Source organism: Sphingomonas sp. CBMAI 2297 (assembly GCF_029870595.1).
Lineage (GTDB): Bacteria > Pseudomonadota > Alphaproteobacteria > Sphingomonadales > Sphingomonadaceae > Sphingomonas.
The window spans coordinates 66,119-86,169 of record NZ_JAPDIR010000009.1; the positions used below are offsets into that span (position 1 = coordinate 66,119).

Here is a 20,051-nt window from a genome sequence, read left to right on the forward strand (position 1 = left end):
CTCCGGCGGGCACGCCCCCTGGCGCGCGACGAGCGCGGCGTGACTGTGGTGGAATTCGCCATCGTCGCGCCGGTGATGGGCCTGATGCTGCTCGGCGCGTTCGACATCGCGCACACGCTGTACATGCGGGCGGTGCTGCAGGGCATCGTCCAGAAGACCGCGCGCGATTCCACGCTCGAGGACGCCGCGGATCCCACGGAGCAGTCGCGGCTGGACGCGGCCGTCACCGGGCAGGCCAAGGCGCTCGCGAACAATGCCGTGGTGGTGATCAGCCGGCGCTTCTACCGGACCTTCTCCGATGCGTCGGCGGCGCGGGCGGAAGCCTGGACGGACACCGATCGCAACGGCACCTGCAACAATGGCGAACCCTATGAGGACGCCAACCAGAACGGCACCTGGGACAAGGACGGCGGCAATAGCGGCCAGGGCGGCGCCAAGGATGCCGTGCTCTACACGGTGAAGGTTTCCTATCCCCGCTTCTTCCCGATCTACAATTTCATTGGCGGATCGAGGACCACGACAGTGACGGCATCGACGGTGCTCAAGAACCAGCCCTATGGCGACCAGGGCAGCTACAGCGCCCCCGTGGTCCGGTACTGCCCATGATCCGCGCCCTTCCCCGCCCCGCGCTCCTGCGCCGCCTGGGCCGCGACACCAGCGGACTGGCATTGCTCGAGTTCGCCTTCATCCTGCCGGTGGTGCTGACGCTGAGCCTGGCCGGTGCGGAGATGACCAACTACATCATCACCAAGATGCGCATCAGCCAGATCGCGCTGCACCTGGCCGACAACGCCTCGCGGATCGGCAGCGGCAGCCAGCTCCAGGCCAAGACGATCAGCGAGATCGACATCAACGACCTGCTGACCGGCGCGCAGCTGCAATCCGGGGAGCTCGATCTGTTCACCAACGGCCGGGTGATCATCTCGGACCTCGAGCCGATGGCCAATCCCAATACCAGCGGGAAATACAAGATCGTCTGGCAGCGCTGCAAGGGCGCCGTCACCGGCTTCTCGCCGCAATATGGCAATCTCCGGGATGCGAGCACCACGACGTCCAACATGGACGGCATGGGGCCCCAGAACCGGCAGGTGATCGCGCCCGATGGCGGCGCGACCATGTATGTCGAGGTCTATTACAACTACAAGCCGCTGATCAGGAGCTCGCTCACGCCGGGCGGGACCATCACCGAGATCGCGTCGATGATGGTGCGCGACCGGCGCGACCTCAGCCAGATCTACAATGCCGAGAACGTCGCCAAGGCATCGTGCTGACCGCATGAAAAAGGCCGGGGTTTCCCCCGGCCTCTCCCATATCCGATGCGGTTCCGCGGGGCTCGGCCCCCGTCTCAACCCTTGTAGGTGACCTTCTTGACCGCCGCGACCACCTTGTCGGCGGTGATCAGCGCCAGCTTCTCGAGGTTGGCGGCATAGGGCAGCGGCACGTCCTCGTTGGTCACGCGCAGCACCGGCGCGTCGAGATCGTCGAAACCCTGCTCCATCGCCACCGCCACGATCTCCGACGAGATCGAGCAGACCGGCCAGCCTTCCTCGACCACCACCATGCGGTTGGTCTTCTTCAGGCTCTCGAGCACGGTCGCCGTGTCCAGCGGGCGCAGCGTGCGCAGGTCGATGACTTCCGCGTCGACACCCTCGGCCGCCAGCTTCTCGGCGGCTTCCAGCGCGACGCCGACGCCGATCGAGTAGCTGACGATCGTCACGTCCTTGCCGGCGCGGACGATGCGCGCCTTGCCGATCGGTAGCACGTAATCATCGAGCTTCGGCACTTCGAAGGTGCGGCCGTACATCAACTCGTTCTCGAGGAAGACGACCGGGTCTTCGCTGCGGATCGCGGCCTTGAGCAGGCCCTTGGCGTCCTGCGCGTCATAGGGGGCGATCACGATCAGGCCCGGCACGCTGGCATACCACGGGCCGTAGTTCTGCGAGTGCTGCGCGGCGACGCGCGAAGCGGCGCCGTTGGGCCCGCGGAACACGATCGGGCAGCGCATCTGGCCGCCGGACATGTAGTTGGTCTTCGCCGCCGAGTTCACGATGTGGTCGATCGCCTGCATCGCGAAGTTGAAGGTCATGAACTCGACGATCGGCTTGAGGCCGCCCATCGCCGCGCCCGAGCCGAGGCCGGCAAAGCCGTACTCGGTGATCGGCGTGTCGATCACCCGCTTGGCGCCGAATTCCTCGAGCAGGCCCTGGGTGACCTTGTAGGCACCCTGATATTCGGCGACTTCCTCGCCCATCACGAAGACGCGCGGATCCTTGCGCATCTCCTCGGCCATCGCGTCGCGCAGCGCCTCGCGGACGGTCGTCTTGACCATCTCGGTGCCTTCGGGGATCGCCGGATCCTTGACGGTGGCAGCCTTCTCGCTGGCAAGCTGCTTGGTGCCGCTATCGGCCTTTTTCGGGCCGCCATCCTCGCCCGCGGCGGGCTCCGCCGGCGTGGGCGCCGGAGTCGGAGCCGGAGCGGCGGCGGGAGCCGGCGCGGACGCGTCCTCACCCTCGCCCGCGATCGTCGCGATCACGGTGCCGACCTTCACATTGTCGGTACCCTCGGCGACGAGGATCTTGGCGATCGTGCCTTCGTCGACGGCCTCGAACTCCATCGTCGCCTTGTCGGTCTCGATCTCGGCGAGGATATCGCCCGACTTCACCGTGTCGCCTTCCTTGACGAGCCACTTGGCGAGCGTGCCCTCTTCCATGGTGGGCGACAGCGCCGGCATCTTCAGTTCGATCGCCATCTCAGTAGGACTCCACCAGCACGTCGGTATACAGTTCGGAAGGATCGGGTTCGGGGGTCTGCTCGGAGAAGTCCGCCGCTTCGTTCACGATCTTGCGGATCTCCGTCTCGATCGTCTTCAGCTCGGCCTCGGTGACCTTCATGTCCTCGAGCTCGCGCTTGACCTGCTCGATCGGATCCGACTTGTCGCGAACCGACTGGACCTCCTCACGGCTGCGATACTTGGCCGGATCGGACATCGAGTGGCCGCGATACCGGTAGGTCTTCATCTCGAGGATGATCGGGCCTTTGCCCGAACGGACCCAGGCCAGCGCCTCCTCGGCGGCGCCGCGGCAGGCGAGCACGTCCATGCCGTCCACCTGGATGCCGGGGATGCGGAAGCTCTCGCCGCGCTTGTAGAGCTGGTCTTCCGCCGAGGAGCGGTTGACCGAGGTGCCCATGGCATATTGGTTGTTCTCGATCACATAGATGATCGGCAGCTTCCACAGCTCGGCCATGTTGAACGATTCATAGACCTGGCCCTGGTTGGCCGCGCCGTCGCCGAAATAGGCCATGGCGACGCCGCCATCCTCGTTATACTTGTGCGCGAACGCCAGGCCGGTGCCGAGCGCGACCTGCGCGCCGACGATGCCGTGCCCGCCGTAGAATTTCTTCTCGGTCGAGAACATGTGCATCGAGCCGCCCTTGCCCTTGGAGATGCCGGCGGCGCGGCCCGTCAGCTCGGCCATGATCACCTTGGGATCGATGCCATAGGCGAGCATGTGGCCGTGATCGCGATAACCCGTGATCACCGAATCCTTCTCGCCGTCGAGCGCCGACTGCAGGCCGACCGCAACGGCTTCCTGGCCGATATAGAGATGGCAGAAACCGCCGATGAAGCCGAGGCCGTAGAGCTGGCCCGCCTTCTCCTCGAAACGGCGGATCAGGAGCATCTGCTTGTAGAACTCGAGCAGCTGCTCCTTGGAAGCCGGGTAGCGCTGCGGCTCGTCGGGCCGCTCGCGATTGGTCTTTGCGGGTTCAGTCGATTTGCGAGCCGGTGCTTTGGCCACGATCAGGAAATCCTCGTCCGGGGAGGGGGAAGGCGGGTGCCTATAAGCGCGTTTTCGCCCGCCGCGCAACTAACGCGGGAATGCGCGTGCCGTTCAGTTGACGCCACGGCAATTGCAGTCTGCGCAATCATGGGTGCAGATTGCGTACGCTGCAACGCAGCGTCGAGAGATCAACGCCCGGCGGGTGCCGGCGCATGCTTCTGGAGCGGGATCACGACCTCGTCGGGGCGAACGACATTGAGCTGCTTGCGCGCCAGCTCGTCGGCTAGGTCGGGGTCGACACCGCGCCGCTTGTCGAGCAGGTCGACTCGATTCTTCAGCGCCGCGCGCTGCTTGTCGAGCGCGGCATATTCCGCCTTTTTCTGCTCATATTCCGCCCTGGTCTGCTTGGTCTGCATGATGCCGGTCGGCCCGAGCACCGCATTATAGCCGAAGAAGCCGATGGCGATCAGCGTGAGCGCGGGCAACCCGGCCCGGCGAAGCAGGGTCTGGAACGGAGAAGCGGTACGCGAGCGCATGCCGTGTTTCTCGCTTAACCATGCGCCGCGCGCAAGGCCCGTATTGGTGCGGAGGAACCCCTTTCCAACGGAGCTGCGCCGGGCAAGGGCCTCAGAACGCCAGGCGAACGCGCGCGACCACGCGATCGCCGCTGTTGCCGAGGTCCGCGAATGGCGAGGTGCCGGGGCCATGGGCAAGGTTGGTGCCGACATAGTCCAGTCCGATCGTGAAGGGGAACTGGTTATACTCCATCCCCAGCCGCCAGTCGGTATAATCACCCAGCGGCCTGAGCCTGGCGGCGCGCAGCGGATCGTCCGTGCTTCCCGTGCTGCGCCCGAGCGTGGCCGAAACCGATATCGGCGTTGCCGGAATGCCGGCATTGGCGGAGGTGAACAGATAGAGATTGTCGCCGCCGATCGCGCGCTGGCTCGGCGCATAGACGGCGCCGGCGCCGAGCTGGAGCGGCCCCAGCGTGTAGCTGGCCCGGGCGCCCAGCTCGACATAGTCCATGCGCTCCCGCGCGCCCGTGAACAGATGCGCGGCGACATGTCCGCGCAACCGGAAGGGCCCTGCGTCCGTCGCGGCCCCCAGTTCCAGATCCGCCACCGCATCGGCGCCCGCATGCCTAGACGCGCCGCGCAGGCTCACGATCCGGACCGATGCCTCAGCCGCGCCGATCGCGACCAGCGCATCGGCGGAAGCCACCGCGCGGCCGTCGCTCCAGCTCAGGCCCCGGCGGCTCTCGTCGGTTGCCAGCTCGACTCCGCCGGAGAGGTCCTGCGCCCGCGCCGCCGCGCCCAAGGACATGGCCAGCGTCGCCGCCGGCAACAGAATTGCACGCGTCACTCTCATATCCCGCGGCGCACTCCCTTCGGTTCGATCTCTGCCTTCAACACCGCCCGGTCTTCGCTCGCCACCGCCAGCAGGTGCGCCCGGAGTTCCCCGGCACGCCGGGCGATTTCCTTCGTTACCGCATTCTCGCCGGCACCGCACCAGCCGGGGCGGCTTCCTTCCAGCATCGCCCTTCGCTCGATGCTGCGGTTCAAGCGCAGCTGCTGGCCGGATCGTGCCTCGCGCTCGATGCGCAGATGCGCGCGCCAGGCACAGCGCAAGGTGGACGGCATGCCCGGCTTGGCGACGGAGCCGATCTGGCGCCGCGCCAGGACGACGCGCGCGCGGTAATGCGCGTCGACACGCTCGCCGGCATGGTCGAAACTCGTGCGGTGCTCCAGAGTCGAATGGACCGGTTCCGGGGCTGCAAGCGCCAGCCCGAGCGCGAGAACAATGCTCATCGATCATCTCCTTGCGGCGCACCGGCTCCTGCCGGCCGGCGTCCCCTCGGCGGATGAAGAAGCGCACCCCGCCGCGCAACCGCCGGAGTCCGGCAGAAACACTTCCTCACGATGATCGCATGGATTTGGCGAACCCGCGGCGGCGGATTGGCGGGTAGCGGACCTATCGCAGCCTAGACATCGGCACCCCAGACGCCGCCCCACAAGGACGTGGCGAAAATCGCCAGGCCGGTGGTCGCGACCAGAAGCGCGACGCCCGCGCGCGATCTTGTCGCAAACCGGGCGACGAGCAAAGTGACCGCCACCATCCCGGCGGGAATGCCGAGGAGATAATAGAGATCGGGATGAAACGCGCCGTTCCGCCACCAGGCGAAGGCGGCCATCGCGAGCAGCAGCGTCCAGAACAGGCATGCGAGAACGAGAAAGAAGCGACGCATTGCAATCTGGTGCCAGCGGCATCGGCGGCTGGCAACCGGAATGTCCGGGGAAGTCGACGCCGCCTTCCGCATCGGCTCCTGCTGCCGCCGTCCCCGCAAGGGCGGAGCCGGCGGCCGGGAAACCCCTTCCCCTCCCCCGCGGGGAAGGAAGAACGGCCTTACTTCTTCAGCACCGAGCGCCCGGCATAGACCGCGGCGTCGCCGAGCTCTTCCTCGATGCGGATCAGCTGGTTGTACTTGGCGAGCCGGTCCGAGCGGGCCAGCGAGCCGGTCTTGATCTGGCCGCAGTTGGTGGCGACCGCCAGGTCGGCGATCGTCGCGTCCTCGGTCTCGCCCGAGCGGTGCGACATCACCGCGGTATAGGACGAGCGCTGGGCCAAGCTGACGGCTTCCAGCGTCTCGGTCAGCGTGCCGATCTGGTTGACCTTCACCAGCAGCGAATTGGCATAGCCGCCCTCGATACCGCGCAGCAGGCGCTTCGGATTGGTCACGAACAGGTCATCGCCGACCAGCTGGACCTTGCCGCCCACCATGTCGGTGATCGCCTTCCAGCCCTCCCAATCGTCCTCGGCCATGCCGTCCTCGATCGAGAAGATCGGATAGCGGCCGACCAGATCCGCCAGATACTCCGCCATGCCGACCGGCGAGAGGATCTTGCCCTCGCCGGAGATGTGATAGGCGCCGTCCTTGAAGAATTCGGTGGCGGCGCAATCGAGCGCGAGCATCACGTCGTCGCCCGGCGTATAGCCAGCCGCCTCGATCGAGGACATGATGAAGTCCAGCGCCTCGGTGGTGCTGGCGATGTTCGGCGCGAAGCCACCTTCGTCGCCCACGCCCGTGGCCAGGCCCTTCTCGTGCAGCTTCTTCTTCAGCGTGTGGAAGATCTCCGAGCCGCAGCGCACCGCCTCGACGATGTTCTCGGCGCCGACGGGCACGATCATGAATTCCTGGAAATCGATCGGATTGTCGGCATGCTCGCCGCCATTGATGATGTTCATCATCGGCACCGGCAGCACATGCGCGTTGACGCCGCCGACATAGCGATAGAGCGGCAGCCCGCGCGCATCGGCAGCGGCCTTGGCGGCGGCCAGGCTCACGCCCAGGATGGCATTGGCGCCCAGCCGGCCCTTGTTCTCGGTGCCGTCGAGCTCGATCATCGCGGCGTCGAGATCGGCCTGGTCCTCGGCCTCCATGCCGACGACTTCCTCGAAAATCTCGCCGTTGACGGCCTCGATCGCCGCATCGACGCCCTTGCCGAGCCAGCGCGACTTGTCGCCGTCGCGCTTCTCCACCGCTTCATGCGCGCCGGTCGAGGCGCCCGAGGGCACGGCGGCGCGGCCGAAGCTGCCGTCCTCGAGCATCACATCGACCTCCACGGTGGGGTTGCCCCGGCTGTCGAGAATCTGGCGGGCGTGGATGTCGATGATTGCGGTCACGGAACGGTCTCCCTAGGTATGGCAGTGAGGGCGCGACGCGGCCTCTAACGGCAACGGATGGAACTCGCAAACGTGGCCGTGGTTGTTTCGCAATGGGCATGGAGGTTTTTTGGCATGGCTGACGAAACGACGGGTGATACGCTGAATGCTCCGGCCGCGGCCGAGGGTGGCGCCGCTACCAACAAGCTGCGCGAAGAGGCGAGCAAGCTGGGCAACCAGGCCGCCGAGCGCGCCCGCGCCCTGGCCGGCGAAGGCAAGGAAAAGGCGACCGGGGCGCTCGACGAGGTCGCGAGCATGATGAAGTCGGCGGCCAACGACGTCGATGCGCGGCTCGGCGAGAATTACGGCAGATATGCCCGCTCCGCCGCGGACGGCATCTCAAACTTCGCGGAGAGCCTGCGCGGCAAGGACGTGGACGATCTGGTCGCCGACGTCACTGCCTTTGTCCGCAAGAGCCCGGCTGTGGCGGTGGGCGTGGCAGCCGGCCTGGGCTTCGTGCTCGCGCGCCTGATCAAGTCCGGCGTGGATGCGGCGGCGGACGCGGCCGACAGCGACAAGTCGTAAGCGGCGAAACGGGGGGTGGACGCACCGCAGCCTGACGAGAAGAGCATCGGCGAGCTGCTGCAGCAGTTGGTCGATGACGGCAGGGCCTATGCCGATGCCGAGATCGGCTATTATCGCACGCTGCTGCGCGCGAAGCTGCGCGACGCGCGGGAGATGCTGTGGATGGGCGCGGTGGCGCTCGTCCTTGCCCAGGCCGCGGCGGTGGCGCTGGTGGTCGGGCTGGTCCTCACCCTCGCCCCGCTGGTCGGCCCCGGCCTGGCGACGCTGATCGTCGTCCTGGCGTTCCTGGCGATCGCCGGACTGATGGGCTGGCTCGCCTGGACGCATGTGAAGCGCATCTTCAAGGAAAAGCCGTGAGCGAGAATCCGCATGACGTGGATGCCGCAAGGGCGCGCATCGCGGCGGCCAGGGCACGGCTGTTCGGCACGCTCGGCCAGGTGCAGGAGCGGCTGAGCCCCGCCAATCTGGCGCAGGACGCGGTGGAGACCGCCGCGCAGGGCGTCGCCACCGTCGCGCGCAAGGGAGCGGAGGCGGTGCGCAGCCGCCCCCTCGCCGCCGCCGGCATCGCCGCTACCATCGGCCTCGTCATGGCACGGGGCTGGATCGGCGACATCCTCGCCAAACGGCATGAAACTCGCGACCCGGCCACGGGTTTGAAGCGTAAAGGCAAGAAAGGATCCTCGTGATGAGCACCAATCCCGCGAACGAACAGGGCGAGAGCCTGGCCGAGAACCCCTATGTGCTGGTCGCCGGCGGCGTCGCGCTGGGCGTGCTGATCGGCATGCTGGTTCCGCGCGGCAAGAAGGAGCGCGAGCTGCTCCAGGGCACCGGGCGCCAGCTCGCCGGCAAGGTCACCGGCACCGTCCAGGCAGTGAAGGAAGCCGGCAAGGCGGAGTTCGACGCGCTGCTGCCGAGCCGCGAGGACGCCAAGGAACGCGTCACCTCGCTGTTCGGCAATCTCGTCGATGCGGCAAAGGGAGCGGCGCAAAAGGCTTGAGGCCGGCGCGCCCCCTTCCTAGAGGCCTCTATAAACCAGAAAATGCTTTCGGAGGCCCAATGAGCAAGCTGCATCTCGTCTTCGGCGGTCGCGTGACCGACCCGCAGACGCTCGATTTCGTCGATCCGTCCAAGCTGGACGTCGTCGGCATCTATCCCGATTACGCCAGCGCGGAGAATGCCTGGCGCAGCGCCGCCCAGCGCACAGTGGACGATGCCGAGATGCGCTATGTGGTGGTGCACCTGCATCGCCTGCTCGAGCCCGATCTCAAGGGCTGAGCGCCGCGAGCGCGATCGGCTCCGGCGATGGCGGAGCCGATTGCGATGCGCTTCGCGGTGCAAGCAAGCTTCCCGCCGGGCTGCGGCCCAGCCAGGGCATCGCGGCTCAGGCGTTGCGCCAATGCCACATGAACAATGGCCGGGCAGCTGCGAGGCCGGCCAGGAAACCGCCGATCGGCGCGGCGGCGCCCCAGGCGAGCACCTCCCAAATCGACCTGCCCGGAGAAGCGGGCTGCAGCAATGCCGTCACGATGCTGATCGCCGCCCAGGCCGCAGCGAGCCACATCACATATACGGTACGCGCCGAAAAGGGCCCGATCGGCGGATTGCGCGGCGTGCCGTAGAGCAGCGCATAGGCTCCGATCACCGCGGACAAGGCTCCGTTCATGCCGATCAGCGGCCAGAGCGCATCGGGCGTGACCAGGAAATAGGTCGCGGCGGAAACCACCGCACCCAATATGTAGAGCAGCAGGAATTGCGGCCAGCCGATCACCTGCTCGGTCTTCTGCCCGGTCAGGACCAGCATCAGCACGTTGAAGAAGATCTGCAGCGCGCTGCCATGGATGAACAGGGTCGAGAATGGCGTCAGCAAGGCTGGCACCGCCCATGTTCCCGGCGCAAGCAGCTCGGCCTGCAGGCGCGCCGGGATAAATCCACCCAGCATTGCCGCTTCGGGAAAATAGCGCGTGATCAGGATCAGGGCGCTGACCAGCGCGGTCAGCGCCGCGATCGTGATCGTCGCGGGAGAATCGCGGAAGCGCACGCTCAGATGAATTCGATCTGCGACACCAGATAATAGCGATCGCCAGCGGGAACCGAGACCTCGACCTCCTCGTCCACCTTGCGCCCGATCAGCGCGCGGCCGATCGGCGAGTTGTACGAGATGCGGCCCTTGCTGACATCGGCCTCGGTCTCGCCGACGATCTGATACTTGATCGGCTTGTCGTCCTCGTCGAGCAGCGTCACCGTCGCGCCGAACACGATCTTGTCGCCCGAAAGCTCCCGCGGATCGATGATCTGGGCACGGCTGAGCTTACCCTCGATGTCCGCGATCGTGGCTTCGTTCTGGCCCTGCTGCTCCTTGGCGGCATGATATTCGGCATTTTCCGAAAGATCGCCATGCGCGCGCGCTTCCTCGATCGCATCCACGATCAGCGGGCGTTCGATTTTCAGGCGCTTCAACTCCGCGGTAAGCTTGTCATAGCCTTCCTGAAGCATCGGCATCTTGTCGACCGTCGCCATCCACCAAGTCCTTCAAAACGCCCCGTCCCACAAGCGCCCCCGGGGGAACGCCCGCACATGGATACTGATGGGGGAAGATCAATTGTGCGAACGCGAATAATAAGCCTGCCAATGCCGCACTGCAAGGCTAGGAAAGTTATCTTCGGGCCGAAGCTGGAATAATCCGCGCGGCTTCCCGGCGGAATACCGGGAAGCCGCCGGGTCGGGTCAGCCGCGCGACGCGTAGAAATCCTGGAGCGGCCGCACGTCCAGGCTGTGCTTCGACAGCGCCTCGATCGCCCGCGCCGCCGCGACGCTCGCCTGCGCCGTGGTGAAGTACGGGATCTTGAGATTGAGCGCCGAGCGGCGGATATCCGACGAATCCTTCAGCGACTGCCAGCCCTCGGTCGTGTTGAAGATCAGCGCGATGTCACCGTCCAGGATGCGGTCGACGATGTGCGGGCGGCCCTGCGCCACCTTGTTGACACGCTCCACCTTGATCCCCTCGTTCGCGAGGAAATCGGCGGTGCCGCCGGTCGCGACGATGGCGAAGCCCATCTCGGCGAGCAGGCGCACGCCGGGCAGGATCACCGGCTTGTCGGTATCCTTGACGCTGACGAACAGCCGGCCCGAACTCGGCAGCACCGTCCCCGCCCCCAGCTGCGCCTTGGCGAAGCTGGTCGCGAAGTCCAGGTCGATGCCCATCACTTCGCCGGTCGACTTCATCTCGGGCGAGAGCACCGGATCGACGCCGGGGAATTTGTTGAACGGGAACACGGCTTCCTTGACCGCGATATAGTCGATGTCGCGATCGATCCGCGGCAGGTCGGCCAGCATCTCGCCCGCCATCACCCGGCTCGCGATCTTGGCGACGGGCGCGCCGATCGCCTTGGCGACGAAGGGCACGGTGCGGCTCGCGCGCGGATTCACCTCGATCAGATAGACTTCGCCGTCCTTCACCGCGAACTGGATGTTCATCAGGCCCTTGACCTTGAGCGCGCGGGCCAGCGCCTCGGTCTGGCGCTCGATCTCGGCGATGATCCCGGCCGGCAGGCTGTAGGGCGGGATCGAGCAGGCGCTGTCGCCCGAATGGACGCCGGCCTCCTCGATGTGCTGGAGCACGCCCGCGACCACCACATCGGTGCCGTCGGCGATCGCGTCCACGTCCACCTCGACGGCATCGCGCAGATACTGGTCGATCAGCACCGGCGAGTCGCCCGAGACCTGCACCGCGGTCTGGATGTAATCGTCGAGCTGCTGGGTGGAGTCGACGATCTCCATCGCGCGGCCGCCCAGCACATAGGACGGGCGCATCAGCACCGGATAGCCGATCCGCTCGGCGATCTTCACCGCCTCGTCGCGGGTGCGGGCCAGGCCATTGGCCGGCTGCCTGAGGCCGAGCTTCTCGACCAGATCGGCGAAACGTTCGCGGTCCTCCGCCAGGTCGATCGCGTCCGGGCTGGTGCCGAGGATCGGAATCCCAGCCTCTTCCAATGCCTTGGCCAGGTTGAGCGGAGTCTGGCCGCCGAACTGGACGATCACGCCCATCAGCTCGCCCTTCGACTGTTCGACGTGCAGGATCTCCAGCACGTCCTCGGCGGTCAGCGGTTCGAAATAGAGGCGGTCCGACGTGTCATAGTCGGTGCTCACCGTCTCCGGGTTGCAGTTGACCATGATCGTCTCATAGCCCGCGTCCGCCAGCGCGAAGCAGGCATGGCAGCAGCAATAGTCGAACTCGATGCCCTGGCCGATGCGGTTCGGGCCGCCGCCCAGGATCACCACCTTCTTGCGGTCGCTCGGCGCTGCTTCGTTCTCGGGCTCGCCGAAGCTCGGCGCCTCATAGGACGAGTACATGTACGGCGTCTTCGCCTCGAACTCGGCCGCGCAGGTGTCGATCCGCTTGAACACCGGGCGCACGCCCAGCTTGTGGCGGTGCGCCCGCACGTCATTCTCGGTCACGCCGCCGGTCATCGCCTTGACGACTTCGCCGATCAGGCCCGACGACTTCGCCATGGCATCGGTGCCTTCGCGCAGGTTCGCCGACTTGAGCGCGAGGAAGGCCAGGCGCTTGTCGCTGAAGCCCATCGCCTTGAGGCGGCGCATGCCCGGCGCATCCTGCGGCAGGCCCTTGGCCATCACTTCCGCCTCGGCCGCGATGATCTCGGCCAGCCGCTCCATGAACCAGGGGTCGTACTGGGCGATCGCGCAGACTTCGGCAACGGTGAAGCCCTCGCGCAGCGCCTGCGCCGCGATCAGCAGCCGGTCCGGCGAGCGCACGGCCAGCGCCGCCTCGATCTCGACGCGAGGCGCGCCGGCGAGCTTCTCGACATTGTTGAAGCCGCTCAGGCCCGTCTCGAGGCCGCGCAGCGCCTTCTGCATCGATTCGTGAATGTTGCGCCCGATCGCCATCACTTCGCCGACCGACTTCATCGCGGTGCCGAGCGTGGCCTCCGCGCCCTTGAACTTCTCGAAGGCGAAGCGCGGGATCTTGGTGACGACGTAATCGATCGTCGGCTCGAACGACGCCGGGGTGGCGCCGGTGATGTCGTTGTCGATCTCGTCGAGCGTGTAGCCCACCGCCAGCTTGGCCGCGACCTTGGCGATCGGGAAGCCGGTCGCCTTCGAGGCCAGCGCCGACGAGCGCGACACGCGCGGGTTCATCTCGATGACGATCAGGCGGCCATCCCTCGGATTCACTGCGAACTGCACGTTCGAACCACCGGTTTCCACGCCGATTTCACGGAGCACCGCGATCGATGCATTGCGCATGATCTGGTATTCCTTGTCGGTCAGCGTCAGCGCCGGCGCGACAGTGATCGAGTCGCCGGTGTGCGTGCCCATCGCATCGACATTCTCGATGCTGCAGACGATGATGGCGTTGTCCTTGCGATCGCGGACAACCTCCATCTCATATTCCTTCCAACCGAGGAGAGACTCCTCGATCAGAACCTCGGTCGTCGGCGACAGGTCGAGGCCCGTCCGCACGATGGCGATGAATTCCTCGCGGTTGTAGGCGATGCCGCCGCCCGAGCCGCCCATGGTGAAGCTGGGGCGGATGATCGCCGGCAGGCCGACATGTTCGAGCCCGGCCAGCGCCTCGGCCTCGGTATGCGCGATCGCCGAGCGGGCGCTTTCGAGCCCGATCCTGGTCATCGCGTCCTTGAACTTCAGCCGGTCCTCGGCCTTGTCGATCGCCTCGGCATCGGCACCGATCATGATGCAGCCGAACTTCTCCAGCGTACCGTCGTTCGCCAGCGCTAGCGCGGTGTTGAGCGCGGTCTGGCCGCCCATCGTCGGCAGCACCGCGTCGGGGCGCTCCTTCTCGATGATCTTGGCGACGATCGCCGGCGTGATCGGCTCGACATAGGTCGCATCGGCCAGCTCGGGATCGGTCATGATCGTCGCCGGGTTCGAATTGACCAGGACGATGCGATAGCCCTCTTCCTTGAGCGCCTTGATCGCCTGCGTGCCCGAATAATCGAACTCGCAAGCCTGGCCGATCACGATCGGACCGGCACCAATGACGAGGATGGAGGAGATGTCGGTGCGTTTGGGCATCTTATCGAGTCACCAGCAAGCCTTGGCCACGGAGGTCATTGTAAATGCAGTCCTCTTTCGCGGCATGGTTCGAAACATTTTTCGGCACATATGCCGCCCACGCGGCACCGGCCTTGATCGGTTTAAAGTCGGTCATGCCGCATCGCTCGGCCGCCTCGACAATCTGCGCCTTGGTTGCCCAGCCTTCTGGAACCTCGGCACACGCCAATAACGGTAGGGAGCCGAGTAGCATGACCGCTCGTGCGGTCACCGCATCATCCCCACGAACCGCTCGAACAGATACAGGCTGTCCTGCGGCCCCGGGCTGGCCTCGGGGTGATACTGCACGCTGAACGCCGGCCGATCCGTCAGCTCGATGCCAGCGTTCGAGCCGTCGAACAGCGACACATGCGTCTCGCGGGCATTCTCCGGCAGCGTCTCGCGTTCCACCGCGAAGCCGTGGTTCATGCTGGTGATCTCCACCGCGCCGTCTTCCAGCCGCTTGACCGGATGGTTGGCGCCGCGGTGCCCCTGGAACATCTTGGTGGTCTCGGCACCCACCGCCAGGCCCAGCAGCTGGTGGCCCAGGCAGATGCCGAACAGCGGCTTGCCGGTCTCGAGCAGCTGGCGGATCACCGGCACGGCATATTCGCCGGTCGCGGCGGGATCGCCCGGGCCGTTCGACAGGAAGAAGCCGTCCGGGTTGAACGACATGATCTGCTCGAACGTCGCCGCCGCCGGCAGCACGGTCACCTTGGCGCCGGCCTGGACCAGGTTGCGGAAGATGTTGCGCTTCGAGCCATAGTCGAGCGCGACGACATGCGGCCGCACATCTTCCTGGCCGCCATCGTCATAACCGAAGCCCAGGCGCCACACGCCGCCTTCCCAGCCATAATGGGTCTCGACCGTGACGGTGATCGCCAGGTCCATGCCCTCCAGGCCCGGCCAGGCGCGCGCCATCTCGAGCAGCAGCGGGATGTCGAACTTGCCCTCCGCCGAATGCGCGATCACGCCGTTCGGCGCGCCGGCCAGGCGGATGCGGCGAGTCAGCGCGCGGGTATCGATGCCGGACAGGCCGATACGGGCATGCTTCTTCATCCAGGCACCGAGATGCTCGGTCGAACGGAAGTTGCTCGGCTCGGTCACATCCTCGCGCACGATCATGCCCAGCGCATGGGGGTCGTCGGCCTCGATATCGTCGGGGTTGGCCCCGACATTGCCGATGTGCGGGAAAGTGAAGTTGATGATCTGACCGGCGAAGCTCGGATCGGTCATGATTTCCTGATAGCCGGTCATCGCGGTGTGGAAGCACACCTCGCCGACCGCCTGCCCCTCGGCCCCGAAGCCCCTGCCCCAGATCACGTCCCCCGACGCCAAAACCAGAACACCGGTAGCTCCGGCAGGCATGGGCGTAGGCGTGGCGTCGGCCATTTAGGGGTGGCTCTCCATTTGAGGTGCAGCAATGTCGCTAAGTGCCGCCCGCTAGACCCCTACCCCCCTCGCGTCAACCGGTTCGCGGGTCTATTGCGGGCAATTCCCGATTCACGAGAGACGAAATGATCCGAGACGACATCAAGGCAGCCCAGATCACCGCCATGAAGGCCGGCGACAAGGGGACCCGCCAGGCGATCAACCTGATCCTGAGCGCGATCAAGAACCGCGACATCGAGGAGCGCACCAGGTCCGTCCAGATGGACGACGACGCGATGGTGATCGAAGTGCTCCAGAAAATGGTGAAGCAGCGCCGCGAATCGATCGAGATGTTCGAGCGGGGCGGCCGCCAGGACCTTGCCGACACGGAGAAGGCCGAAGTCGCGGTGATCGAGCGTTTCCTGCCGGCGCAGATGAGCGATGCGGAGACGACGGCAGCGATCGAGGCGATCAAGGCCGAGCTCGGCGCTTCGGGCATGAAGGACATGGGACGGGTGATGGCCGAGCTGAAGGCGCGCCACGCGACGACGCTCGACATGAGCAAGGCGAGCGGCCTGGTGAAGGCGGCGCTCGCCTGACGTGTCCCTCACCCCCGCCTTTCTCGACGAACTCCGCGCCCGGACGCTGCTGTCCGGGCTGATCGCCAAGACGGTGAAGCTCCAGAAGGCGGGACGGGAATTCCGCGCCTGCTGCCCGTTCCACAACGAGAAGACACCGAGCTTCTACGTCAACGACGACAAGGGCTTCTATCACTGCTTCGGCTGCGGCGCGCATGGCGATGCGATTCGCTGGATGACCGACCAGCGCGGCCTGCCCTTCATCGATGCGGTGAAGGAGCTGGTCCAAGCCGCCGGCATGGAGATGCCCGAGCAGGACCGTCGCAGTGCCGAGCGGGCGGAACGCGCCAAGGGGCTGCACGAGGCGATGGAGGACGCGGCGAAGTTCTTCGTCGAGCGCCTCCACGGCATCGAAGGCGCCGAGGCGCGCGCGGTGCTCAGGAAGCGCGGGATTACCGACGAGACCGCCCGGGCCTTCGGCATCGGCTATGCCCCCGATTCGCGCGGCAAGCTGAAGGAAGCGCTGAAATCCTATGGCGACCCGATGCTGGTCGAGGCCGGGCTGCTGATCGCGGTCGAGCAGAAGGATCCCTATGACCGCTTCCGCGGCCGGCTGATGATCCCGATCCGCGACGTGCGCGGCCGGGCGATCGCGTTCGGGGGGCGCATCATCGGCGATGGCGAGCCGAAATATCTCAACTCCCCCGAGACGCCGCTCTTCGACAAGGGGCGCACGCTCTACAATCTCGATCGCGCCCAGGCCGCGGCGCGCAAGTCCGGCCGGATCATCGCGGTCGAGGGCTATATGGACGTGATTGCCCTGGCCCAGGCCGGCTTCGCCGAGGCGGTGGCGCCGCTCGGCACTGCCATGACCGAGCATCAGCTCGAGCGGCTGTGGCGGATCGCCGATGTCCCGCTGCTCTGCTTCGACGGCGATTCGGCCGGACAAAAGGCGGCGCTGCGCGCGGCGCACCGGGCCATGCCGATGCTCGAGCCGGGGCGCAGCCTCGCCTTCGTCACCCTGCCCGACGGACTGGACCCCGACGATCTCGTCCGCGCCCAGGGTGCCGGCGCCTTCGAGGCGCTGCTCGGCAAGGCGCGGCCGCTGGTCGATCTGCTCTGGGAAAGCGAAGTCGCCGCCGAGCCGCTCGACACGCCCGAGCGCCGCGCGGGCCTGAAGCGGCGCCTTGGCGAGCTGGCCGGCGGCATCGGCGATGCGAACGTGAAGCACGAATATCTCGCGGAGTTCCGCGAGCGCGCCGACGCGCATTTCGGCCGCGGGCCCCGCGCCTTCGATAACCGCGCCCCGCGTGGTGCCGGCCCGGGCCCGGCCCGCGGCAAGCGCGACAGGCGCGGCAACTGGCTCCCGCCCGAGCCGCCGCTGACCCAGCAGACCCGTTCGGTCCAGGCCGGCGGGCTCGATCCGATCCTTGCCAAGGCGGTGCTCGCCGGGCTGATCCGCCACCCCGCCGAGATCGCGCGCCACATGGAGGTGCTCGGCTCCCTGCGCGGCGCATCCGGCGCGCTCGGCAAGCTGTTCGAGGCGGTGGTCGACGTCGCGCTCGAGGATCGGCAGCTTGATCGCGCCAAGGTGCTCACCATATTGGCGAAGTCCGGTTTCGATCAGATGGCGAGCGAGCTGTTCCGGGCCGATACCCTGCCTTTCTCCTTTACCCGGCCCGAAGCCGAGGAAAAGAAGGCGCGCGAAGACCTGAACGAGGCGATCGCGGTGATGGTGGCGCGCCCAGCGGTGGACGCGGCGCTGGCAGAGGCAACGGCTGCGATGCTCGAGCGTTTCGACGACGCGGCGTTCGCCCGGCAGACGGCTTTGCTCCGGCAGAGACAAGAGCTGGAAACACGTCTTGCGAATCTGATGCTTGCGGACGACGAGAATTTCGAGGATTAGGGCGGCGTATAATTGCCGCCATCCAAGTTTCGAGGATTTGAATGGCCAAGGCGAACATGGCGGACGTCACCGATACCGGCGAGGCGGGTGACGCGCCGCTGATCGATCTGAACGAAGGTTCGATCAAGAAGCTAGTCGCGCGGGCGAAGAAGCGCGGCTACATCACTGTCGACCAGCTCAACGAGATGCTGCCGCAGGACCAGATGTCCTCGGAGCAGATCGAGGACGTGATGGCGGCGCTCAACGACATGGGCGTCAACGTCGTCGAGAACGAGGAAGCCGGCGAGGATGCCGAGCCCGAGGACGACAGCGCCGACGATACCGATTCGAACGACGGCAACGACGATTCGGCCCCGGCCTTCGAGACCAAGAAGAAGGAAACCGTCGATCGCACCGACGATCCGGTGCGCATGTACCTGCGCGAGATGGGCGCCGTGGAGCTGCTCAGCCGCGAGGGCGAGATCGCGATCGCGAAGCGCATCGAGGCCGGCCGCGACACGATGATCCTGGGCCTGTGCGAATCGCCGATCACCTTCAACGCGATCATCGGCTGGTCCAACGCGCTCAACGAAGGCACGATGCAGCTGCGCGAGATCCTCGATCTCGACGCGATGCTCTCCAAGGGTCCGTCGGCCGAACAGGTCGAGGGCGCCGAGGACGACAATGGCGAGATCAGCGAAGCCGCCGCCGGCCCCTCCTACAAGGAAGAGGAAGAGGTCGAGGAAGTCGCCGAGGAGGAGGACGAGGATTCGATGACCGAGCGCCGCGCGCCGCGGCCCTCGGACGACGAGGAGGAGGACAATACCCTCAGCCTCGCCCAGATGGAGGAGACGCTCAAGCCGCAGGCGCTCGAGAAGTTCGCCAACATCACGTCGATCTACAAGAAATTCTCGAAGATGCAGCTCCAGCGCCTCGACGCGATGGCTGCCGGCGGCGAGCTCGTCGCCTCGGACGAGAAGAAGTACCAGAAGCTGCGCGAGGAGCTGACGGCCGAGGTCGAATCGGTCCAGTTCCACCAGCAGAAGATCGAATATCTCGTCGACCAGCTCTACAGCTTCAACCGGCGCCTCACTGCGCTGGGCGGGCAGATGCTGCGCCTTGCCGAGCGCCACAAGGTGAGCCGCAAGGACTTTCTCGATCGCTATGTCGACCATGAGCTCGACGAGCAGTGGCTGCAGTCGGTCCAGGGCCTCGACAAGAAATGGGCGGCCTTTGCCGCGAACGAGGGCGGCGCGGTCGACCGCATCCGCATCGAGATCTCCGAGATTTCGCAGTCGACCGGCATGGCGCTCGCCGAGTTCCGCCGCATCGTCAACATGGTGCAGAAGGGCGAGCGCGAGGCACGCATCGCGAAGAAGGAGATGGTCGAAGCCAATCTCCGCCTCGTGATCTCGATCGCCAAGAAGTATACGAACCGCGGCCTGCAGTTCCTCGACCTGATCCAGGAAGGCAATATCGGCCTGATGAAGGCCGTCGACAAGTTCGAGTATCGCCGCGGCTACAAGTTCAGCACCTATGCCACCTGGTGGATCCGCCAGGCGATCACCCGCTCGATCGCGGACCAGGCGCGCACGATCCGCATCCCGGTCCACATGATCGAGACGATCAACAAGCTGGTCCGCACCAGCCGCCAGTTCCTCCACGAGCAGGGCCGCGAGCCCACGCCGGAGGAAATGGCCGAGCGGCTGAGCATGCCGCTCGAGAAGGTGCGCAAGGTGATGAAGATCGCCAAGGAGCCGATCAGCCTCGAAACGCCGATCGGCGACGAGGAGGATTCGCACCTGGGCGATTTCATCGAGGACAAGAACGCCGTGATCCCGGTGGATGCCGCGATCCAGGCGAACCTGAAGGAAACGGTCACTCGCGTCCTTGCTTCGCTCACGCCGCGCGAGGAGCGCGTGCTGCGCATGCGCTTCGGCATCGGCATGAACACCGATCACACGCTCGAGGAAGTCGGCCAGCAATTCTCGGTCACTCGCGAACGCATCCGCCAGATCGAGGCCAAGGCGCTGCGCAAGCTCAAGCACCCCTCGCGCAGCCGGAAGATGCGGTCGTTCCTCGACCAGTGATCGGCCGCTGACCGCAGACAGGCGAAGTTCG

At 66.2% G+C, this 20,051-nt stretch carries 22 protein-coding genes; 10 read left to right on the forward strand and 12 right to left on the reverse strand.

The window, feature by feature from the left end; all coding sequences use genetic code 11:
* Positions 1–39 precede the first annotated feature (39 nt).
* A complete protein-coding gene (locus OMP43_RS13800; protein WP_280280113.1) occupies positions 40–606 on the forward strand; it encodes a TadE/TadG family type IV pilus assembly protein in 567 nt (188 codons plus the stop codon).
* Positions 603–1,271 (forward strand): pilus assembly protein, encoded by a 669-nt coding sequence (locus OMP43_RS13805; RefSeq protein ID WP_280280114.1) that lies wholly within the window; start codon positions 603–605, stop codon positions 1,269–1,271. The genes OMP43_RS13800 and OMP43_RS13805 overlap by 4 nt, the downstream gene beginning before the upstream one ends.
* Positions 1,272–1,345: 74 nt before the next feature.
* Here the strand turns inward: OMP43_RS13805 and OMP43_RS13810 are convergent, their stop codons facing one another.
* The 7 genes from OMP43_RS13810 to eno form a co-directional block, all read right to left on the reverse strand.
* Positions 1,346–2,749: a pyruvate dehydrogenase complex E1 component subunit beta gene (locus OMP43_RS13810; RefSeq protein WP_280280115.1), complete on the reverse strand. Its 1,404-nt coding sequence runs from the start codon at positions 2,747–2,749 to the stop codon at positions 1,346–1,348.
* A 1-nt stretch (position 2,750) separates the two neighbouring features.
* The gene (gene pdhA / locus OMP43_RS13815) at positions 2,751–3,797 is read right to left on the reverse strand and encodes a pyruvate dehydrogenase (acetyl-transferring) E1 component subunit alpha (RefSeq protein ID WP_280280116.1); all 1,047 of its coding nucleotides are present in this window, start codon (positions 3,795–3,797) and stop codon (positions 2,751–2,753) included.
* A gap of 170 nt (positions 3,798–3,967) precedes the next feature.
* On the reverse strand, positions 3,968–4,315 hold the full coding sequence (locus OMP43_RS13820) for a septum formation initiator family protein (protein ID WP_280280117.1): 348 nt from the start codon (positions 4,313–4,315) through the stop codon (positions 3,968–3,970).
* Positions 4,316–4,406: 91 nt separating this feature from the next.
* A complete protein-coding gene (locus OMP43_RS13825) occupies positions 4,407–5,147 on the reverse strand; it encodes a TorF family putative porin (protein WP_280280118.1) in 741 nt (246 codons plus the stop codon).
* The gene (locus tag OMP43_RS13830) at positions 5,144–5,587 is read right to left on the reverse strand and encodes a hypothetical protein (RefSeq protein ID WP_280280119.1); all 444 of its coding nucleotides are present in this window, start codon (positions 5,585–5,587) and stop codon (positions 5,144–5,146) included. Before OMP43_RS13830 ends, OMP43_RS13825 begins: the two co-directional genes overlap by 4 nt.
* A gap of 173 nt (positions 5,588–5,760) precedes the next feature.
* Complete coding sequence (locus OMP43_RS13835; RefSeq protein ID WP_280280120.1) at positions 5,761–6,024, reverse strand: hypothetical protein; 264 nt, start codon at positions 6,022–6,024, stop codon at positions 5,761–5,763.
* Positions 6,025–6,182: 158 nt separating this feature from the next.
* Positions 6,183–7,460 carry a phosphopyruvate hydratase gene (eno, locus tag OMP43_RS13840; protein WP_280280121.1) on the reverse strand — a complete coding sequence of 426 codons (1,278 nt, stop codon included), beginning with the start codon at positions 7,458–7,460 and terminating at the stop codon, positions 6,183–6,185.
* Positions 7,461–7,574: 114 nt separating this feature from the next.
* On the opposite strand from eno, the gene OMP43_RS13845 reads away from it, so the two are divergent.
* The 5 genes from OMP43_RS13845 to OMP43_RS13865 are packed head-to-tail and all read left to right on the forward strand — an operon-like array spanning position 7,575 to position 9,299.
* Entirely contained in the window at positions 7,575–8,024 is a 450-nt protein-coding gene (locus tag OMP43_RS13845) for a hypothetical protein (RefSeq protein WP_280280122.1), read from the forward strand.
* A 15-nt stretch (positions 8,025–8,039) separates the two neighbouring features.
* Positions 8,040–8,381, forward strand: a complete 342-nt coding sequence (locus tag OMP43_RS13850) for a phage holin family protein (RefSeq protein ID WP_280280123.1) — start codon at positions 8,040–8,042, stop codon at positions 8,379–8,381.
* Entirely contained in the window at positions 8,378–8,710 is a 333-nt protein-coding gene (locus OMP43_RS13855) for a DUF3618 domain-containing protein (protein WP_280280124.1), read from the forward strand. The genes OMP43_RS13850 and OMP43_RS13855 overlap by 4 nt, the downstream gene beginning before the upstream one ends.
* Entirely contained in the window at positions 8,710–9,021 is a 312-nt protein-coding gene (locus tag OMP43_RS13860) for a hypothetical protein (RefSeq protein ID WP_280280125.1), read from the forward strand. Before OMP43_RS13855 ends, OMP43_RS13860 begins: the two co-directional genes overlap by 1 nt.
* Before the next feature lie 59 nt (positions 9,022–9,080).
* Entirely contained in the window at positions 9,081–9,299 is a 219-nt protein-coding gene (locus tag OMP43_RS13865; RefSeq protein ID WP_137861039.1) for a DUF4170 domain-containing protein, read from the forward strand.
* 106 nt (positions 9,300–9,405) lie between these two features.
* Here OMP43_RS13865 and OMP43_RS13870 read toward each other — a convergent pair whose 3' ends face one another.
* The 5 genes from OMP43_RS13870 to carA form a co-directional block, all read right to left on the reverse strand.
* The gene (locus tag OMP43_RS13870; RefSeq protein ID WP_280280126.1) at positions 9,406–10,062 is read right to left on the reverse strand and encodes a rhomboid family intramembrane serine protease; all 657 of its coding nucleotides are present in this window, start codon (positions 10,060–10,062) and stop codon (positions 9,406–9,408) included.
* A 2-nt stretch (positions 10,063–10,064) separates the two neighbouring features.
* On the reverse strand, positions 10,065–10,541 hold the full coding sequence (greA, locus tag OMP43_RS13875; protein WP_187476922.1) for a transcription elongation factor GreA: 477 nt from the start codon (positions 10,539–10,541) through the stop codon (positions 10,065–10,067).
* A 207-nt stretch (positions 10,542–10,748) separates the two neighbouring features.
* Positions 10,749–14,078, reverse strand: a complete 3,330-nt coding sequence (gene carB, locus OMP43_RS13880; protein WP_280280127.1) for a carbamoyl-phosphate synthase large subunit — start codon at positions 14,076–14,078, stop codon at positions 10,749–10,751.
* A gap of 1 nt (position 14,079) precedes the next feature.
* The gene (locus tag OMP43_RS13885; RefSeq protein ID WP_280280128.1) at positions 14,080–14,328 is read right to left on the reverse strand and encodes a hypothetical protein; all 249 of its coding nucleotides are present in this window, start codon (positions 14,326–14,328) and stop codon (positions 14,080–14,082) included.
* Entirely contained in the window at positions 14,325–15,488 is a 1,164-nt protein-coding gene (gene carA, locus OMP43_RS13890; protein ID WP_280280129.1) for a glutamine-hydrolyzing carbamoyl-phosphate synthase small subunit, read from the reverse strand. The genes OMP43_RS13885 and carA overlap by 4 nt, the downstream gene beginning before the upstream one ends.
* Before the next feature lie 125 nt (positions 15,489–15,613).
* Here carA and OMP43_RS13895 point away from each other — a divergent pair, with 125 nt between their 5' ends.
* From OMP43_RS13895 to rpoD, 3 genes are read left to right on the forward strand one after another with little or no spacing between them, the layout of a single operon-like run.
* On the forward strand, positions 15,614–16,066 hold the full coding sequence (locus tag OMP43_RS13895; protein ID WP_280280130.1) for a GatB/YqeY domain-containing protein: 453 nt from the start codon (positions 15,614–15,616) through the stop codon (positions 16,064–16,066).
* A 1-nt stretch (position 16,067) separates the two neighbouring features.
* Complete coding sequence (gene dnaG, locus OMP43_RS13900; protein WP_280280131.1) at positions 16,068–17,951, forward strand: DNA primase; 1,884 nt, start codon at positions 16,068–16,070, stop codon at positions 17,949–17,951.
* A gap of 41 nt (positions 17,952–17,992) precedes the next feature.
* Complete coding sequence (gene rpoD / locus OMP43_RS13905; protein WP_280280132.1) at positions 17,993–20,020, forward strand: RNA polymerase sigma factor RpoD; 2,028 nt, start codon at positions 17,993–17,995, stop codon at positions 20,018–20,020.
* The last annotated feature ends 31 nt before the right edge of the window (positions 20,021–20,051 follow it).

Excerpts from the sequence above, each read along its gene's own strand:
- OMP43_RS13835 (WP_280280120.1), bottom strand. The coding sequence starts at position 6,024 with ATGCGTCGCTTCTTTCTCGTTCTCGCATGCCTGTTCTGGACGCTGCTG.
- greA (WP_187476922.1), bottom strand. The coding sequence starts at position 10,541 with ATGGCGACGGTCGACAAGATGCCGATGCTTCAGGAAGGCTATGACAAG.
- OMP43_RS13860 (WP_280280125.1), top strand. The coding sequence starts at position 8,710 with ATGAGCACCAATCCCGCGAACGAACAGGGCGAGAGCCTGGCCGAGAAC.
- OMP43_RS13845 (WP_280280122.1), top strand. The coding sequence starts at position 7,575 with ATGGCTGACGAAACGACGGGTGATACGCTGAATGCTCCGGCCGCGGCC.
- rpoD (WP_280280132.1), top strand. The coding sequence starts at position 17,993 with ATGGCCAAGGCGAACATGGCGGACGTCACCGATACCGGCGAGGCGGGT.
- OMP43_RS13810 (WP_280280115.1), bottom strand. The coding sequence starts at position 2,749 with ATGGCGATCGAACTGAAGATGCCGGCGCTGTCGCCCACCATGGAAGAG.
- OMP43_RS13895 (WP_280280130.1), top strand. The coding sequence starts at position 15,614 with ATGATCCGAGACGACATCAAGGCAGCCCAGATCACCGCCATGAAGGCC.
- carB (WP_280280127.1), bottom strand. The coding sequence starts at position 14,078 with ATGCCCAAACGCACCGACATCTCCTCCATCCTCGTCATTGGTGCCGGT.
- carA (WP_280280129.1), bottom strand. The coding sequence starts at position 15,488 with ATGGCCGACGCCACGCCTACGCCCATGCCTGCCGGAGCTACCGGTGTT.
- OMP43_RS13820 (WP_280280117.1), bottom strand. The coding sequence starts at position 4,315 with ATGCGCTCGCGTACCGCTTCTCCGTTCCAGACCCTGCTTCGCCGGGCC.
- OMP43_RS13830 (WP_280280119.1), bottom strand. The coding sequence starts at position 5,587 with ATGAGCATTGTTCTCGCGCTCGGGCTGGCGCTTGCAGCCCCGGAACCG.
- OMP43_RS13865 (WP_137861039.1), top strand. The coding sequence starts at position 9,081 with ATGAGCAAGCTGCATCTCGTCTTCGGCGGTCGCGTGACCGACCCGCAG.
- OMP43_RS13805 (WP_280280114.1), top strand. The coding sequence starts at position 603 with ATGATCCGCGCCCTTCCCCGCCCCGCGCTCCTGCGCCGCCTGGGCCGC.
- OMP43_RS13825 (WP_280280118.1), bottom strand. The coding sequence starts at position 5,147 with ATGAGAGTGACGCGTGCAATTCTGTTGCCGGCGGCGACGCTGGCCATG.